Origin of the sequence: Mixta hanseatica, assembly GCF_023517775.1 — a bacterium.
GTDB lineage: Bacteria > Pseudomonadota > Gammaproteobacteria > Enterobacterales > Enterobacteriaceae > Mixta > Mixta hanseatica.
In genome coordinates this window covers 1,410,607-1,427,410 of the sequence record NZ_CP082904.1, presented here as the reverse complement: position 1 = coordinate 1,427,410, position 16,804 = coordinate 1,410,607, and the positions used below count along the sequence as shown (strand labels likewise).

Genomic DNA, 16,804 nt, shown 5'->3' with positions numbered 1-16,804 from the left:
TGATTTACGCGCGCGTCTGATGCTGGCGCGCGCTTTTAATCCACAGCCAGCTGCCGTTCAGCGCAATCAACGTCAAAATCAGGTATTCCAGCGCCATCGCATAGACGCCCTGACGGGCAAAAATCCACACGCTAATCACATCGATCACCACCCATAGCAGCCAGTTCTCGACATATTTTCGCGTCATTAAAATCATCGCCACGATCGACAACACCATCATGGTGGAATCCCAGAATGGGAAGGCGTCAGGCTGAAGCTCCGGCATGGTCACCTGCAGCCCCAGCGCCTGCATCAGCATCACAGCCAGTTCGGTAAGAAAGGCGAACACCGGATCGATCCACAGCGTCATCAAAGCGATCGCCACCAGGCTGCCCGTCCCCCAGCCTATCGCTTTGCTGCGAGGTAGCCAGCGAATCTGCAGCGCGGCCTGGTTCCCCTCCTGGCGGCTCCAGGCGTACCAGCCGTACAGATTGGCGGCAAAGAAAAACAGCTGCAGCAGCAGGCTGGCGTAGAGCTGGATCTGGAAAAAGATAATGGCGAACAGCGTGACGTTAATCAGCCCGAACAGGTAATTAATGATTTTTTCCCGGCTGGCCAGCCAGATACAGAGCAGGCCCGCCAGGGTGCCAATCGCCTCAATCCATGATAAGTCGTAACCGCCTTTGCCAAGCGGAATGTGAACCAGAATGTTTTGCGTGCTAAAAAAGTCCATCTTGGCACCCTAAGTAAGCCGTTCAGGCATTACCCTTAACGTTAAGTTTAAGTTCCGCAGCAAAAGATAGCATACGGTTAAGCGGCAGCAGCGCCCGCTCGCGCAGCGCGTCATCTACCTGAATTTCATGTGCCTCACCGCCCTGTTCCAGCCCTTCAGCAATCGCCTGCAGGCCATTCATTGCCATCCACGGACAGTGCGCGCAGCTGCGGCAGGTAGCGCCCTCGCCAGCGGTAGGCGCCTCAAGCAGCACCTTTTCCGGTACCGCCTGCTGCATCTTATAGAAAATACCGCGATCGGTAGCCACAATCATCTGCGGGTGCGGCAAGGTTTTCGCCGCCTGGATCAGCTGGCTGGTAGAGCCGACGGCATCGGCCAACTCGACTATCGCCTGCGGCGACTCCGGGTGAACCAGCACCGCCGCCTGCGGATAAAGCGCTTTCATCTGCTGCAGCGCCTGGGTTTTAAATTCATCATGCACGATGCAGGCGCCCTGCCAGCACAGCACATCAGCCCCGGTTTGCTGCTGGACATAGCGGCCAAGATGGCGGTCCGGCGCCCAAAGGATTTTTTCACCGAGGCTATCGAGATGTTCAATCAGCTCAACCGCAATACTGGAGGTCACCACCCAGTCAGCGCGCGCCTTGACCGCCGCCGAGGTATTAGCGTAAACCACTACGGTGCGGTCAGGATGCCGATCGCAAAACGCATTGAATTGATCGATTGGGCAGCCGAGATCCAGCGAGCATTCCGCCTGCAAAGTAGGCATCAGAATGGTTTTTTCCGGACTGAGGATTTTTGCCGTTTCGCCCATAAAACGTACGCCGGCGACCAGCAGTGTTGAAGCGGGATGCGCGCTGCCGAAACGCGCCATTTCCAGCGAGTCGGCAACGCAGCCGCCGGTTTCTTCGGCCAGCGCCTGGATTTCCGGGTCGGTATAGTAGTGCGCCACCATGACCGCGTTACGTTCGCCTAGCAGTCGTTTAATCTTCTCGCGGTAGTGCAGCTTCTCGTCAACGGAGAGACGGCCCGGCTTGGGCGGAAAGGGATAAAAGTCATTGAAATCGGGCAACAGGCTCATTCAGCGCTCTCGTTTTATCAATTTAACTTATTTAGCCTTTATGCCTGTCATAACGGCATAAAAACCCGCATATGTTTTTTATGCTAAACAAGATAATGGAAAACGAGGCTGCTGTCGCGCGTTTTACGCGGCGCGCTATGAAACAGTCGCGCCGCCATATTTACAGGCTAAGCAGATCGGGCTTTTCAATCGCCAGCAGAAAGGCTTTGGCCTCCAGCCCGCCGGCGAAGCCGGTCAACTTGCCGTTAGAACCAATTACCCGATGGCAGGGCGCAATAATGGAAACCGGGTTTCTGCCATTGGCGGCGCCTACCGCCCTGACCGCCGCAGGATGGCCTATCGCCCGCGCAATCTCAGCGTAGCTGCGCGTTTCCCCATACGGGATGGCGACCAGCGCCTGCCAAACCTTTTTCTGAAATTCGGTGCCGACAAAATCGAGCGGCACGGTGAACTGCCGCAGCTCGCCGTTAAAATAGGCGTTAAGCTGCCGCTCTGCTTCCAGCAGCAAAGGATAATGCGGATCCTCGGTTACCGGAGCCAGCCGGATGCGTCTTAGCTCATTGGGCCACAGTACCGCCGCCAGGCCACGTTCGCTGGCGAACAGCGTTAGCTCTCCCACCGGCGACGCCATTTTTTTGCTGTAGTAGCTCATGATGTTTTTCTCCATTCACTTGCACAGTCTGTTGATTATCCCGCCTTTTACCGCTTTTACCGGCTGTTTTCGGTCAGCTGAACAAAAAATATGCCTGTCCGAAAACAGCGAGTTTTATACTGATCCTCAGCATAAGATAAGGTTCCATCTTTACCGCGGAGTAAGACGATGATTAACGGCGATACCGCTTACCAGGCGCTAACCTCTAAAGACACCCGCTTCGACGGCCTGTTTTATGTCGGCGTCACCTCAACCGGCATCTATTGTCGTCCCGTCTGCCCGGTGAAAGCCCCACGTCGTGAAAACTGCCGTTTTTTTGCCAGCGCCGAAGCGGCAGAAAAAGCTGCGTTTCGCCCCTGCCTGCGCTGTCGTCCCGAACTGGCACCGGGCAATGCGCCTGTCGATAGCGCCCATCGAATAACCGATTTGCTGCTGCAACGCATTGATGAAGGCATGATTGACGAGGTAAGCAGCCTGGAAGAGGTGGCGGCCTGGTTTCATCTAAGCCTGCGTCAGCTACGGCGCATTGTGCAACAGGAGCTGGGCGTCTCTCCGCTTGAGCTGAAACAGACGCGTCGCCTGCTGCTGGCTAAGCAGCTGCTGACGGAAACGCGTCTGCCCATTACTGAAATCGCTTTCGCCAGCGGGTTCAGTAGCCTGCGCCGCTTCAACGATGTCTTTAATCAGCGCTATCGTATGCCGCCCAGCCGCCTGCGTAAAGAAGCGGCCGCCGGTGAAAATGAGCTGGGCCATTTGGGTTCCTCGACGCTGCTGCTGGGCTACCGACCGCCCTATAACTGGCAGACTATGCTCGACTTTCTGCGCCTGCGCGCGCTAAAGGGTGTGGAATGGGTGGATGAAGCCCGCTATCTGAGAACCGTGCAGCTAGGACGCTATCGCGGCTGGATTTGCGTGACGCATGTCCCGCAGAAAAACGCGTTGCAGGTAGAGTTTTCGCACGCGCTGACCGGGGCGCTGCCTGCGCTACTGCGTCGCCTGCGTAATTTATTCGATCTTAATGCGCATCCGCAGTTTATTGATGAGCATTTACGTCAGGATCCTCTGCTAACCGTCAGTATCGATCGCGATCCCGGCTTGCGCGTTCCTGGCGCCTTTGACGGCTTTGAGATGACGGTACGCGCCGTGCTGGGGCAACAGATTACGGTTAAGGCCGCCACCACGTTGGGCGGCCGCTTTGTCAGCGCCTTTGGCGAAGCGTTTCCCACACCTTTTACCGAGCTTAACCGGTTGACGCCGCCACCGTCGCGAGTGGCCGAAGCCAGCATTGACGAGATAGCCAGCCTGGGGATCGTGAGCGCGCGGGCGCGCTCTATTCTGGCGTTGGCTGCCGCCTGTAGCCATGGCGAGCTGCAGCTGGATACATGTACCTACCCTGAAGAGATGGTGCAAAAACTTAAGCAGTTGCCGGGGATCGGCGACTGGACGGCGGCTTATATCGCTATGCGCGCCCTGCGCTGGCCAGATGCTTTCCCCGCAGGCGATATTGTGGTGCGTAATAATCTGGGCAAGATCAGTGCAAAGCAGGCTGAGGCACGTTCGGCCGTCTGGCAGCCGTGGCGCAGTTATGCAGTAATGCATATCTGGAAAAACCTGGCGCCGGAAAAATAGACGTTCTACTCTCTTTTCAATTTGCTAACGGCTTTTTTTACCAACCAGTAAAGAATCATTACGGCTAAAAATCTGATCTCGCTTCGCTCGGCCCGAACCTGCTAGCGTCTCATCCTGCCGTTTTTACATAGCAAAAAGGCGCCTTTAGGGCGCCTTTCTACACTGGTGGGTCGTGCAGGATTCGAACCTGCGACCAATTGATTAAAAGTCAACTGCTCTACCAACTGAGCTAACGACCCGATGGTGGGTGATGACGGGCTCGAACCGCCGACCCCCTCCTTGTAAGGGAGGTGCTCTACCAACTGAGCTAATCACCCGCAATGCGGTTACTGCTAATAGGAAATGAACGGATTCGCTTCCTGCCGATTTACACCGGGTACTGCTTTAAGTGGTGGGTCGTGCAGGATTCGAACCTGCGACCAATTGATTAAAAGTCAACTGCTCTACCAACTGAGCTAACGACCCGCAATGCGGTTACTGCTAATAGGAAATGAACGGATTCGCTTCCTGCCGATTTACACCGGGTACTGCTTTAAGTGGTGGGTCGTGCAGGATTCGAACCTGCGACCAATTGATTAAAAGTCAACTGCTCTACCAACTGAGCTAACGACCCGCAATGCGGTTACTGCTAATAGGAAATGAACGGATTCGCTTCCTGCCGATTTACACCGGGTACTGCTTTAAGTGGTGGGTCGTGCAGGATTCGAACCTGCGACCAATTGATTAAAAGTCAACTGCTCTACCAACTGAGCTAACGACCCACTTTTTGCCGTCCGAAGCCTGATTGCTTATGCCTCGTCAACGGCGGCATATATTACTGATTTACCTTTCCAGCGCAACCACTATTTTCCCCGCCGCGGTTCAACTGCTTACCTTTCACGCGTTAAGACCAGAAATCCAGCGAAATCTGGTCATTATTCCGCGCTTAAAGGCTTGCCGCACGCTTTTGCGCCTGTTTGGCCGCTTCGGTGTTCGGGTACTGTTTAATCACCTGCTGATAAACCGCTTTCGCTTTAGCGTTATCACCTTTGTCCTGCATGATAACGCCGACTTTATACAGCGCTTCCGAACTTTTCGGCGACTTTGGATACTTCTTCACCACGGTGGCGAAATAGTATGCTGCATCGTCCTTTTTGCCCTTGTTGTAATTCAACTGCCCCAGCCAGTAATTCGCATTCGGCTGATAGGTTGAATCCGGGTATTTCTTCACAAAGGTCTGAAACGCGGCGATCGCCTGATCGTACTGTTTCTTTTCCAGCACCAGCGCTACGGCGCTGTTGTAATCGGTGTTAGCATCGCCGCTTTGCACCGGGGCCGCCGCAGACGCGCCAGCATCCGCCGCGGGCGCTGGCGCTGCCGCGCTATCACCGCCAGCATCCGAGGCGCTATTGCCGGCCGCTGCCGCCGCGCCGCTGCTGCTCAGGCTGTCGATTTGCTGATAGATCTGTTTTTGCCGCTCAACCACCTGATTCAGCTGATAGCTGTTTTCCTGAATCTGACCGCGCAGCGAATCAATATCGCTTTGCGTCGCGTTAAGCTGCTGTTGGAGCTGCTGAAGAAGCTGAGCCTGTGCATTGGAGATGCGCTCAAGGGAGGTGACACGGTCTTCTACCGAGCCGGAGCCGACGCTACTGATTACTGCCTGAGCATTAGCGGCCCAGGGGGCCGCTATGCCAACCAGTAACGACAGACTCAACAAGTGAGGTCTGAAGCTACTAATCATGTGACTCTCTTAGTATACCAGGACGGCACGACGGTTTTTGGAATATGCCGCTTCGTCATGACCCAGAACCGCCGGCTTCTCTTTACCGTAAGAAACGATAGAGATCTGATCGGCAGAAACGCCTTTGCCCTGCAGGTACATTTTCACTGCGTTAGCACGACGCTCGCCCAGTGCAATGTTGTATTCCGGCGTACCGCGCTCATCCGCATGACCTTCAACGGTCACTTTGTAAGACGGGTTGTTACGCAGGAAGGTCGCATGCGCATCCAGCATCTGAGCGAAGTCAGAACGGATGTCATATTTGTCCAGATCGAAGTAAACGATGTTGTTCTGCTGCAGCTGCTGCATCTGCAGACGCGCCTGCTCGTCAGAAGACATGTTGCCGCCGTTCATGCCGTTGCCGCTACCGTATGCACCGTCAGCGCCGCCCATACCGTTGGTCTGGTCGTTGTCGTTGTTTTTGTGCGAGCTACATGCAGCTACAGCGATTACCGGCAGAGCCAGCATTAAACCCTTCAGCACTTTGTTCAGTTGCATTTCTAAATCCTGTTATAAGTTTGCCATACATATTTACACATGCATCACAGATACGGTGACCAGGCAGGGAATTTGACCTGTCCATCAGTCGCCGGAAGACGCGCTTTGAAACGCCCATCTGTCGAAACCAACTGCAACACGGAACCCATCCCCTGAGTAGAGCTATAGATTACCATCGTGCCGTTAGGTGCGAGACTTGGCGTCTCATCCAGGAACGTGTCCGTTAATTGTTGAACGGCTCCCGTTTCCAGATCTTGTCTGGCGACGTGTTGAGCGCCGCCGTTGGTGCTGATCATCACCATAGATTTGCCGTCAGTGGCAACGTCAGCGTCCTGGTTTTGTGAACCTTCCCAGGTAATACGCTGCGGCGCGCCGCCATTGACATTAATTTTATAAATCTGCGGACGTCCCGCCTGGTCGGAGGTATAGGCCAGGTTCTGGCTGTCCGGGTACCAGGTTGGTTCGGTGCTGTTAAAGCGGCCATCGGTAATCTGGCGAATCTGACCCGAGCCCACATCCATTACGTACAGGTTCAGGCTGCCGGTTTTCGAAAGCGCAAACGCCAGCTTAGAGCCATCCGGTGAGAAGGCGGGCGCCCCGTTATGACGCGGGAAAGAAGCTACCTGACGAATCGCGCCGTTAGCCAGCGTCTGAATAACCAGTGCGGATTTACCGCTTTCAAAGGTGACATAGGCCAGTTTGCTGCCGTCCGGTGACCAGGCCGGAGACATCAGCGGCTGCGGCGAACGGTGGACGACAAACTGGTTATAGCCGTCGTAGTCCGCGACGCGCAGTTCATACGGGAACTGGCCGCCATTGGTTTGTACCACATAGGCGATACGGGTGCGGAATGCGCCTTTGATGCCGGTCAGCTTTTCAAACGATTCGTCGCTGGCAGTATGCGCGGCGTAACGCAGCCACTGTTTGGTCACTTTATACTGATTCTGCGCCAGCACGGTGCCCGGCGAACCGGAAGTATCCACCAGCTGATAAGAAACGGTATAGCTGCCGTCGGCGCCCGGCTGGATCTGACCGACTACCACGGCATCAATCCCCAGCGCGGTCCATGCGGCCGGCTGAACTTCCGCCGCGCTGCCCGGCTGCTGCGGCAAACGAGAGCGATCCAGCGGATTGAATTTGCCGCTGTTGCGTAAATCCGCAGCGATAATACCGCCAATATCTTCCGGCGCCGCGCCCGGCCCTTCCCATTTAAACGGGACAACACCAATCGGACGCGCCGTATTCACCCCCTGGGTGATTTCGATGCGTACTTCTGCATGCAGCATTGCTGCCCACAGAAGAAGAAAAAAGCTTAAGGTTACACGTAGTGCCTGCTTCATTTTCTCTCCCTTATCTGAACGCCATGTTCACGATAATTCGCACTGTTCCTGACGACGATTAACTAAAACCATACAGAGTATGGCAAGCTAACCATAGTTCAACCTGCCATTTGTTACTGCATTCTTACGGCTTGAATTCCAGCGTCGCGTCTTTTACCGCCTGCCAGACATCCTGGCTTGGCGGTTTCGGCATCCGCGCCATGCGGGCCGCGTTGATCGCCGCCTGACACAGCGCTGCATCGCCGCCAGCCGCCGTGGCCGAAATCAACAAACCATCAGGCGCCAGCTTAATACGAACGTCACAAGTACGTCCTTTAAAGGTGTCGGCATCATAGAATTTACTTTCTATTGCGCCTTTCACCTGTCCCAGGTAGCTGTCAATCGCCGCACCGGACGCGCCAGATTTTTTCTGGTTGCCCTTACCTGCCGCTCCGCCCCCAGCCTGACCGGTTTTCGGCGCATTCTTACCGGATGTGAGACCACCCAATAAGTCATCAACTGCGCTGCTGTCGCTGGCCGCTTCCGCCGCGGCTTTTTTCTTCGCATCTGCTGCGGCTTTCGCCTTGGCTTCCGCCGCCGCTTTCGCTTTCGCATCCGCTGCGGCTTTGGCTTTCGCCTCTGCTTTGGCTTTCGCCTCGGCGGCGGCTTTTTCTTTGGCTTCCTGTGCCGCTTTGGCCTTCGCTTCAGCCGCCGCTTTCTCTTTGGCTTCCTGCGCCGCTTTGGCTTTCGCTTCAGCCGCCGCCTGCGCCTTCGCTTCCTGCGTCGCTTTGGCCTGCTGCTCCGCTTTCTTCTTCGCTTCTGCGGCGGCCGCTTTTGCCTGTTCTTCCGCTTTCTGTTTCGCTTCGGCTGCGGCGGCTTTCGCCTGCTGCTCCGCTTTGGCTTTCGCTTCGGCGGCCGCAGCGGCTTTAGCCTGCTCCGCCGCTTTCGCTTTGGCTTCGGCGGCGGCAGCTTTGGCCTGCTCCGCCGCTTCGGCCTTCGCTTTCGCGGCGGCGGCTTCTGCGGCTTTCTGCTGCTCTTCCGCGCGTTTGGTTGCTTCCTGCGCCTCGCGCTGCTGTTCAGCCTGCTCCTGAGCCTGTTTTTTCGCCTCTTCCTGCGCCTGAATACGCTCTTTTTCCAGCTCTTTCAACCGCTGCTGCTCGGCAGCACGCTTTTGCTGTAGCTCTTCCGCCTGCTGCTGCGCCTGCTTCTGACGCTGCTGCTCGGCACGTTGACTGTCGCTTTGCTGATTTTGCTGGCGGTTATATTGTTCAACCACCGCACCTGGGTCGACCATAACGGCATCAATATCGCTGCCGCCACCGCCACCGCTGGCCTCGATTTTTTCGTTAAACGAGCTCCAGATCAGTAATGCTATCAGGATGATATGCAATATCACTGAAATGATTATCGCGCGTTTTAACTTATCGTTTTGTTCGGATGCCTTCGACACGCTCGGTTCCCAAAAAACGGTTACGGAATAATTAAATTGGCTGCGTCATCAGGCCGACTGATTTCACACCCGCCTGATGCAGCAGGTTCAGCGCCTTGATAATCTCGTCATAGGGCACATCTTTCGCGCCGCCAATCAGAAACACCGTTTTCGGATTCGCTTCCAGACGGCGCTGTGCTTCCGCCACCACCTGCTCAGAAGGCAACTGCTCCATACGATCGTGATCGACAACCAGGCTATATTGCCCCACGCCGGAAACCTCGACGATCACCGGCGGATTATCATCGCTGGACACCGTTTTTGAATCCGTGGCGTCCGGCAGATCGACTTCAACGCTTTGGGTGATAATCGGCGCCGTCGCCATAAAAATCAGCAGCAGCACCAGCAGCACGTCTAGCAGCGGAACAATGTTAATTTCAGACTTCAGATCGCGACGACCGCGACCACGCGTTCTGGCCATACGTCACCTCTGCTTACTTTTTATTCTCGCTGGAGAATGCCTGACGGTGCAGGATAGCCGTGAACTCTTCCATAAAGTTGTCATAACCCTGCTCCAGCTTGTTAACGCGCTGGTTCAGACGGTTATAGGCCATTACGGCAGGGATCGCGGCAAACAGACCGATCGCGGTGGCGATCAGCGCTTCGGCAATACCCGGCGCAACCATCTGCAGCGTCGCCTGCTTCACCGCGCCCAGCGCGATAAAGGCGTGCATAATCCCCCACACGGTACCAAACAGGCCAATATAAGGACTGATGGAACCCACGGTGCCGAGGAAAGGAATATTATTTTCCAGGCTTTCCAGCTCACGGTTCATAGAGATACGCATGGCGCGGCTGGCACCTTCCAGCACCGCTTCAGGCGCATGGCTATTAGCCCGATGCAAGCGCGCAAACTCTTTGAAGCCAGCGTAAAAGATCTGCTCTGAGCCGCTCAGCTCATCGCGACGCGCCTGGCTTTCCTGATAAAGACGGGATAACTCGATACCCGACCAAAATTTGTCTTCAAACGCTTCCGCTTCGCGTCCCGCCGCGTTGAGAATGCGGGTGCGCTGGATAATAATCGCCCAGGACGCAATGGAAAACCCGATCAAAATCAACATGATAAGTTTAACCAGAAGGCTTGCCTTCAGGAACAAATCAAGAACATTCATGTCAGTCACTGCTTGAACTCCGCGACAATAGACTTGGGAAGCGCTATTGGCTTCATTAGGTGTGGGTTGATGCAGGCGATAAGGACTTCTGCCTCATTGAGCAATTTGCCTTCTGCGTTAACGATGCGTTGCGTAAACGTCATGGTTGCACGGGTCATCGACGTCACCTCGCTCTGCACTTCAAGCATATCATCCAGTCGCGCGGCGGCAATATAATCAACCGTGATTCGACGTACGACAAAAGCAATCTGCTGTTCAAGCAGCGATTGCTGATGAAAATGATGCTGGCGCAGCATCTCCGTACGCGCTCGTTCATAAAAAGCGATATAGCTGGCGTGGTAAACCACCCCACCGGCATCGGTATCTTCGTAATAGACACGCACCGGCCATCGAAACAGCGTTGTACTCACTTTACATCCCGGTAATGCTTTTTAAACGTTGCTACTATACGCAAGTGCAAACGGCTTTGGAATGGGTCGCCAGAGCGCGGAGGAAATAATTATCAAATGGAAACTATTGACAAAAACGGCGGGATAATGACTGACAAAAGGCGGCGCTAAACGGAGGTTTATTGACGAACATTTTCATCAGAGAAGCGGCCTGCGCCCCGGGCAGCAGAGCAGGCCCGCAATCCAGTCAGTAAAAGAAAAACAGCGTTCCCAGTAAGAGCGCGGTCAGGGCCAGCAGCGGCGAGAAGAAGGTCTGCCAGCGCACCCGGCGTGGGCGAAAGCCAACGCCGTGCACCACGCCCGCGCAGACCGCCCATATCAGTATCAGCCCCTGCCAAACGGTAAGCGAACTGGTGCTGGCGGCAAAACGCGTCGGATCCCAAAACAAACAGCCGGCCAGCAGCAAAGCCAGCAGCAGAGAAAGCGCCCGCAGCGGGCGCTTATCCATAATGAGATAGAGCTGTTGCAGCCGCTGGCGCATCAGGGTTTATCCTACTGCTGCGCGCTCTCTTCTACATGCTCCAGCGCCAGCGCGGTGATAATCCCGAAGGCGCAGGCCAGTAGCGTTCCAAGAATCCAGGCAAAATACCACATGGTTTAACGCCTCCGTTAATAGAGTGAATGGGTGTGACTTTCAATATGTTCTTTGGTGATGCGTCCGAACATTTTGTAGTAACACCAGCTGGTGTAAATCAGGATAAGCGGAACAAACACCATCGCCACAAACAGCATCAGCTTCAGCGTCATCAGGCTGGAGGTGGCGTCCCATAAGGTCAGGCTCATATTCGGCTGGGTGCTGGACGGCATAATGAACGGAAACATCGCTACGCCCGCGGTTAAGATAACGCAGGCCAGCGTCAGCGAAGAGAACAGGAACGCCCAACCGCCCTTCCCTGCCCGCGAACAGATAACGGTAAGCAGCGGCAAGGCTACGCCCAGCGCCGGAATCAGCCACAGCGGCGGATGCTGGTTGAAATTAATCAGCCAGGCGCCAGCTTCACGCGCAACCTCTTTATTTAACGGGTTTGACGCAGCCGCATGATCCAGCGCGCTGGTCACCACGTAGCCATCAATGCCGTAAACTACCCAAACGCCTGCCAGCGCAAAGGCAACCAGCATAATCAGCGCACAGATTTGCGCGGTGGCGCGGGCGCGCAAATAGAGCTCGCCCTGCGTACGCATCTGCAGATAAGTGGCGCCCTGCGTCAGGATCATCGTCAGGCTTACCACGCCGGCCAGCAGGCCAAACGGGTTCAGCAACTGGAAGAAGTTACCGGTATAGTAAAGGCGCAGATAAGCGTCGGTATGGAAAGGCACGCCCTGCAACAGATTGCCGAACGCCACACCAATCACCAGCGGCGGAACAAAGCTGCCGATAAAGATGCCCCAGTCCCACAGCTTGCGCCAGCGCATATCTTCAATTTTCGAACGGTAGTCGAAGCCCACCGGACGGAAAAACAGCGATGCCAGCACCAGAATCATCGCAACGTAAAACCCGGAGAAGGCGGCGGCATAGACCATCGGCCAGGCGGCAAACAGCGCGCCGCCGGCAGTAATCAACCAGACCTGGTTGCCATCCCAGTGCGGCGCAATACTGTTAATCATGATACGGCGTTCCGTATCGGTACGGCCGAGAATGCGCGACAGCATGCCGACGCCCATATCAAAACCATCGGTGACCGCAAAGCCAATCAGCAGGATACCGATCAGCAGCCACCAGATAAAACGTACAACTTCATAATCCAACATGGCTGGCTCCTTTACTGCGCCGGCTGCGAGGCGATAGTAGACTGCTCATAGTGATAGCGTCCGGTTTTCAGGCTGCTTGGGCCCAGGCGGGCAAATTTGAACATCAGATACATCTCTACCACCAGGAAGAGCGTATAGAGGCCGCAAATCAACCCCATCGAGAACAGCAGGTCGCCTACGGTCAGCGTCGAGTTAGCGACCGCCGTTGGCAACACCTCGCCAATCGCCCACGGCTGACGGCCATATTCAGCCACAAACCAGCCCGCCTCCACGGCGATCCACGGCAGCGGAATGCCATACAGCGCTGCTTTCAGCAGCCAACGGTTTTTGCCAATTCGGTTACGGATCACGCTCCAGAACGAAAGGCCGATAATACCGAGCATCAGCACGCCGCTCAGCACCATAATGCGGAAGGAGAAATAGAGCGGAGCCACGTGCGGAATAGAGTCCTGGGTGGCCAGCTTGATTTGCGCTTCCGTCGCGTCGGTCACATTCGGCGTATAGCGTTTTAGCAACAGGCCATAGCCCAGATCCTGCTTGTGGCCGTTAAAAGCTTCGCGCACCGCCGGATCGGTGTTGCCCGCCCGCAGCTCTTCCAGCAGCTGATAGGCTTTCATCCCGTTACGGATGCGCACCTCATGCTGCGCCAGCAGATCTTTCAGGCCGGTTACCGGCCGGTCGACTGAACGCGTAGCAATCAGGCCCAGCAGGTAAGGAATTTGAATGGCGTAGCTGTTCTCCTGCGTCAGCTGATCGGGCAGGCCAAACAGGGTAAAGGCGGCCGGGGCGGGCTGCGTTTCCCATTCGGCTTCAATTGCCGCCAGCTTGGTTTTCTGCACATCGCCCATTTCGTAGCCGGATTCATCGCCCAGCACGATCACCGACAGCACTGCCGCCATGCCAAAGCTGGCGGCGATAGCAAATGAGCGTTTAGCGAAGGCCAGATCGCGCCCGCGCAGCAGGTAATAAGCGCTGATGCCAAGGATAAACATCGCGCCGGTGGTATAGCCCGCCGCCACGGTATGCACGAATTTCACCTGCGCGACCGGGTTAAGCACCAGCTCTGAGAAGCTCACCATCTCCATGCGCATGGTTTCAAAGTTAAATTCTGATGCGATGGGGTTTTGCATCCAGCCGTTCGCTACCAGAATCCACAGCGCAGAGAGGTTAGAACCCAGCGCCACCAGCCAGGTAACGGCCATATGCTGAACTTTGCCCAGGCGATCCCAGCCGAAAAAGAACAGGCCGACAAAGGTGGATTCAAGGAAGAAAGCCATCAGGCCTTCAATGGCCAGCGGAGCACCGAAGATATCGCCGACATAGTGAGAATAGTAAGACCAGTTGGTGCCGAACTGGAACTCCATGGTCAGGCCGGTTGCCACGCCCAGGGCAAAGTTGATGCCAAACAACTTGCCCCAGAATTTGGTCATATCTTTGTAGATCTGTTTACCCGACAGGACATAAACGGTTTCCATGATCGCCAGCAGAAACGCCATACCCAGCGTTAACGGCACGAAAAGGAAGTGGTACATCGCAGTCAGGGCAAACTGTAAACGCGACAGTTCGACGATATCAAACATCTTAACCCCTTGCTCTTTGCTAAAAGCAGTTAAAACATGGTGTTTATTTGCCAGAAAGAGGCGGCAAATAGCGCCATGCTGATTGCTGTTTAAAATAAAACGGTATTTTTATTTTGCTGTTTAACGGCCAGGCAATATCCCGCCTGTAAGCAGCAAATGAAAGAGAATCGACAACTCAACGTCAGTGAGACGACAATATCATACCCCTACAAACGATACGGTAAAGAGAAATTAGCGTGATCGCCAAGATATTTTTTGATCTGGACCCAGATTTAACCTGAACGTGTTATCAGGGTGCAATATGACGCAGCCCAATAAAATCAAAGCGGGATAATTGAGCCAACAGAACCAGCCATATCAACAATTTAAAGCAAAATGGCAAACATGGTTAAATATAAACATCTATTTAACACAACAGGTAAAGCACATGTTAAAAATATGTTTTTAATAATCGATATTATTAATAATTTTATTTAAAAACAGACAAAAGAGTAACGCATAAATTGCCACTCCCTTCGTCAGAGAACCGATAGTTTTTATTTTTAATTCTACTGATAAAAAAGAAATACCAACGCCGGTGAAATACATTTCACATTTAATAAACCTGTTTTTATTTTATTTTTAACAAAAACAGCGGGGGATGAAATGAAAAGTATAAAAAAGGCCACCCGAAGGTGGCCAACATGTCGAATAATCTGACACAGATTATTTTAGAGGGAGTACTGCTTTTACTGCGTCGCCAATGTCTGCCAGGCTACGAACGGTTTTTACGCCAGCCGCTTCCAGCGCCGCGAATTTTTCATCCGCGGTGCCTTTGCCACCAGCAATAATCGCACCAGCGTGACCCATACGCTTGCCTTTTGGCGCGGTAACGCCAGCAATGTAGCCCACAACCGGTTTGGTTACGTGTTCTTTAATAAAGGCCGCCGCTTCTTCTTCTGCGCTGCCGCCGATTTCGCCGATCATCACGATGGCTTCCGTCTGCGGATCGTCCTGGAACATTTGCAGAATATCGATAAAGTTAGAGCCCGGGATCGGGTCGCCGCCGATACCGACGCAGGTAGACTGGCCGTAGCCGATATCGGTGGTCTGTTTTACGGCTTCATAGGTCAGCGTACCGGAACGTGAAACGATACCGATGCGGCCCGGCTGGTGAATGTGGCCCGGCATAATGCCGATTTTACATTCGCCCGGGGTGATAACGCCCGGACAGTTCGGGCCAATCATACGCACGCCCGCTTCGTCCAGCTTCACTTTTACCGTTAGCATATCCAGCGTCGGGATGCCTTCGGTGATGGTGATGATCAGCTTGATACCGGCATCGATCGCTTCCAGGATGCCGTCTTTACAGAACGGCGCCGGAACGTAGATAACGGATGCCGTTGCGCCGGTCGCTTCGACCGCTTCGCGCACGGTATTGAATACCGGCAGGCCCAGATGCGTGGTGCCGCCTTTGCCCGGCGTAACGCCGCCAACCAGCTGCGTGCCATAGGCCAGCGCCTGTTCAGAGTGGAATGTACCCTGGCCGCCGGTAAAACCCTGGCAGATTACTTTGGTGTTTTTGTCGATCAAAATGGACATTATTTACCCTCCGCTGCAGCAACAACGCGTTGGGCCGCGTCGGTCAGGCTGGTTGCTGCAATAATGTTCAGACCGCTGTCCGCCAGTTTCTGTGCGCCCAGCTCAGCGTTGTTCCCTTCAAGACGCACCACGACCGGTACGTTGACGCCCACTTCTGCCACCGCGCCGATGATGCCATCAGCAATCAGGTCACAGCGTACGATGCCGCCGAAGATGTTAACGAATACGGCTTTTACCGCGTCGTCAGACAGGATGATTTTAAAAGCTTCGGTGACGCGCTCTTTGGTTGCGCCGCCGCCCACGTCGAGGAAGTTAGCAGGCTGACCACCGTGGTGTTTCACGATGTCCATGGTGCCCATCGCCAAACCGGCGCCGTTTACCATACAGCCGATGTTGCCTTCCAGCGCGACGTAGTTAAGCTCCCATTGGGTGGCGTGCGCTTCACGCGGATCTTCCTGGCTCGGATCGCGCATTTCACGCAGCTCTGGCTGACGGAACATGGCGTTGCCGTCTGCGCCCAGTTTGCCATCCAGACAGATCAGATCGCCCTGCTTGGTGATCACCAGCGGGTTGATCTCAACCAGTGCCAGGTCGCGCTCAAGGAACAGTGTCGCCAGGCCCATGAAAATTTTGGTGAACTGATTTACCTGCTTGCCGGTCAGGCCGAGTTTAAACGCCAGCTCACGGCCCTGATAAGGCTGCGGACCGGTCAGCGGATCCAGCGCCATTTTATGAATCAGCCCTGGGGTTTCTTCCGCCACTTTTTCAATTTCAACGCCGCCTTCCGTGGAAGCCATAAACACTACGCGACGTGAACTGCGGTCAACCACGGCGCCCAGGTAGAGTTCCTGATCGATATCGGTAGCGGCTTCAACCAGAATCTGGTTAACCGGCTGTCCTTCCGCATCCGTTTGGTAAGTGACCAGACGTTTACCCAGCCAGTTTTCAGCAAAAGTACGGATCTCTTCTTTGCTGTTAACCACTTTCACACCGCCCGCTTTACCACGGCCACCGGCATGAACCTGACATTTTACTACCCACGGGCCTGCGCCAATTTTAGAGGCCGCTTCTTCCGCTTCACGTGGTGTAGTGCAGGCGTAACCGGTTGGTGCCGGTAAGCCATACCGTGCAAACAGCTGTTTCGCCTGGTACTCGTGTAAGTTCATGATGTTCTATCCATTCAGGTCTGAA

17 protein-coding genes and 5 tRNA genes are annotated in these 16,804 nt (G+C 54.7%); 1 reads left to right on the top strand and 21 read right to left on the bottom strand.

Translation table 11 applies throughout. The features are described 5' to 3' along the window. Positions 1-4: 4 nt before the first annotated feature. The 3 genes from pnuC to K6958_RS06940 form a co-directional block, all read right to left on the bottom strand. Positions 5-712, bottom strand: a complete 708-nt coding sequence (gene pnuC / locus K6958_RS06950) for a nicotinamide riboside transporter PnuC (protein ID WP_249893956.1) — start codon at positions 710-712, stop codon at positions 5-7. A 22-nt stretch (positions 713-734) separates the two neighbouring features. Then, entirely contained in the window at positions 735-1,793 is a 1,059-nt protein-coding gene (gene nadA, locus K6958_RS06945; protein WP_249893955.1) for a quinolinate synthase NadA, read from the bottom strand. A 160-nt stretch (positions 1,794-1,953) separates the two neighbouring features. Continuing rightward, positions 1,954-2,445 carry a methylated-DNA--[protein]-cysteine S-methyltransferase gene (locus K6958_RS06940; protein WP_249893954.1) on the bottom strand — a complete coding sequence of 164 codons (492 nt, stop codon included), beginning with the start codon at positions 2,443-2,445 and terminating at the stop codon, positions 1,954-1,956. Between the two features lie 168 nt (positions 2,446-2,613). On the opposite strand from K6958_RS06940, the gene K6958_RS06935 reads away from it, so the two are divergent. After that, positions 2,614-4,074: an AlkA N-terminal domain-containing protein gene (locus tag K6958_RS06935; RefSeq protein WP_249893953.1), complete on the top strand. Its 1,461-nt coding sequence runs from the start codon at positions 2,614-2,616 to the stop codon at positions 4,072-4,074. Positions 4,075-4,237: 163 nt separating this feature from the next. Here the strand turns inward: K6958_RS06935 and K6958_RS06930 are convergent. The 18 genes from K6958_RS06930 to sucC all read right to left on the bottom strand — a co-directional run bounded on the left by K6958_RS06930 (position 4,238) and on the right by sucC (position 16,779). After that, positions 4,238-4,313, bottom strand: a tRNA-Lys gene (locus K6958_RS06930). 2 nt (positions 4,314-4,315) lie between these two features. Next, a tRNA-Val gene (locus K6958_RS06925) sits at positions 4,316-4,391 on the bottom strand. Positions 4,392-4,463: 72 nt separating this feature from the next. Further along, positions 4,464-4,539 (bottom strand) — tRNA-Lys (locus tag K6958_RS06920). A 72-nt stretch (positions 4,540-4,611) separates the two neighbouring features. Next, positions 4,612-4,687, bottom strand: a tRNA-Lys gene (locus K6958_RS06915). A 72-nt stretch (positions 4,688-4,759) separates the two neighbouring features. Continuing rightward, positions 4,760-4,835, bottom strand: a tRNA-Lys gene (locus K6958_RS06910). A gap of 164 nt (positions 4,836-4,999) precedes the next feature. Beyond that, complete coding sequence (gene cpoB / locus K6958_RS06905) at positions 5,000-5,797, bottom strand: cell division protein CpoB (protein WP_249893952.1); 798 nt, start codon at positions 5,795-5,797, stop codon at positions 5,000-5,002. A 9-nt stretch (positions 5,798-5,806) separates the two neighbouring features. Beyond that, positions 5,807-6,334: a peptidoglycan-associated lipoprotein Pal gene (pal, locus tag K6958_RS06900; RefSeq protein ID WP_085067572.1), complete on the bottom strand. Its 528-nt coding sequence runs from the start codon at positions 6,332-6,334 to the stop codon at positions 5,807-5,809. Between the two features lie 44 nt (positions 6,335-6,378). Then, positions 6,379-7,674, bottom strand: coding sequence for a Tol-Pal system beta propeller repeat protein TolB (gene tolB, locus K6958_RS06895; protein WP_249893951.1), 1,296 nt, complete (start codon positions 7,672-7,674; stop codon positions 6,379-6,381). Positions 7,675-7,798: 124 nt separating this feature from the next. After that, the gene (gene tolA, locus K6958_RS06890; protein ID WP_249893950.1) at positions 7,799-9,103 is read right to left on the bottom strand and encodes a cell envelope integrity protein TolA; all 1,305 of its coding nucleotides are present in this window, start codon (positions 9,101-9,103) and stop codon (positions 7,799-7,801) included. Positions 9,104-9,134: 31 nt separating this feature from the next. Beyond that, positions 9,135-9,563, bottom strand: a complete 429-nt coding sequence (gene tolR, locus K6958_RS06885; RefSeq protein WP_038627352.1) for a colicin uptake protein TolR — start codon at positions 9,561-9,563, stop codon at positions 9,135-9,137. Between the two features lie 13 nt (positions 9,564-9,576). Further along, positions 9,577-10,263: a Tol-Pal system protein TolQ gene (tolQ, locus tag K6958_RS06880; RefSeq protein WP_103058721.1), complete on the bottom strand. Its 687-nt coding sequence runs from the start codon at positions 10,261-10,263 to the stop codon at positions 9,577-9,579. Beyond that, positions 10,260-10,664 carry a tol-pal system-associated acyl-CoA thioesterase gene (gene ybgC / locus K6958_RS06875; RefSeq protein WP_249893949.1) on the bottom strand — a complete coding sequence of 135 codons (405 nt, stop codon included), beginning with the start codon at positions 10,662-10,664 and terminating at the stop codon, positions 10,260-10,262. Before ybgC ends, tolQ begins: the two co-directional genes overlap by 4 nt. 226 nt (positions 10,665-10,890) lie before the next feature. Then, positions 10,891-11,184 carry a cyd operon protein YbgE gene (ybgE, locus tag K6958_RS06870; protein ID WP_249893948.1) on the bottom strand — a complete coding sequence of 98 codons (294 nt, stop codon included), beginning with the start codon at positions 11,182-11,184 and terminating at the stop codon, positions 10,891-10,893. 11 nt (positions 11,185-11,195) lie between these two features. Then, a complete protein-coding gene (gene cydX, locus K6958_RS06865; protein ID WP_249893947.1) occupies positions 11,196-11,297 on the bottom strand; it encodes a cytochrome bd-I oxidase subunit CydX in 102 nt (33 codons plus the stop codon). Between the two features lie 15 nt (positions 11,298-11,312). Then, complete coding sequence (gene cydB, locus K6958_RS06860) at positions 11,313-12,452, bottom strand: cytochrome d ubiquinol oxidase subunit II (RefSeq protein WP_249893946.1); 1,140 nt, start codon at positions 12,450-12,452, stop codon at positions 11,313-11,315. 11 nt (positions 12,453-12,463) lie between these two features. Next, entirely contained in the window at positions 12,464-14,032 is a 1,569-nt protein-coding gene (gene cydA, locus K6958_RS06855) for a cytochrome ubiquinol oxidase subunit I (RefSeq protein ID WP_249893945.1), read from the bottom strand. A gap of 705 nt (positions 14,033-14,737) precedes the next feature. After that, on the bottom strand, positions 14,738-15,613 hold the full coding sequence (gene sucD, locus K6958_RS06850; RefSeq protein WP_141176947.1) for a succinate--CoA ligase subunit alpha: 876 nt from the start codon (positions 15,611-15,613) through the stop codon (positions 14,738-14,740). Beyond that, on the bottom strand, positions 15,613-16,779 hold the full coding sequence (sucC, locus tag K6958_RS06845) for an ADP-forming succinate--CoA ligase subunit beta (protein ID WP_249893944.1): 1,167 nt from the start codon (positions 16,777-16,779) through the stop codon (positions 15,613-15,615). The genes sucD and sucC overlap by 1 nt, the downstream gene beginning before the upstream one ends. Positions 16,780-16,804: the final 25 nt, after the last annotated feature.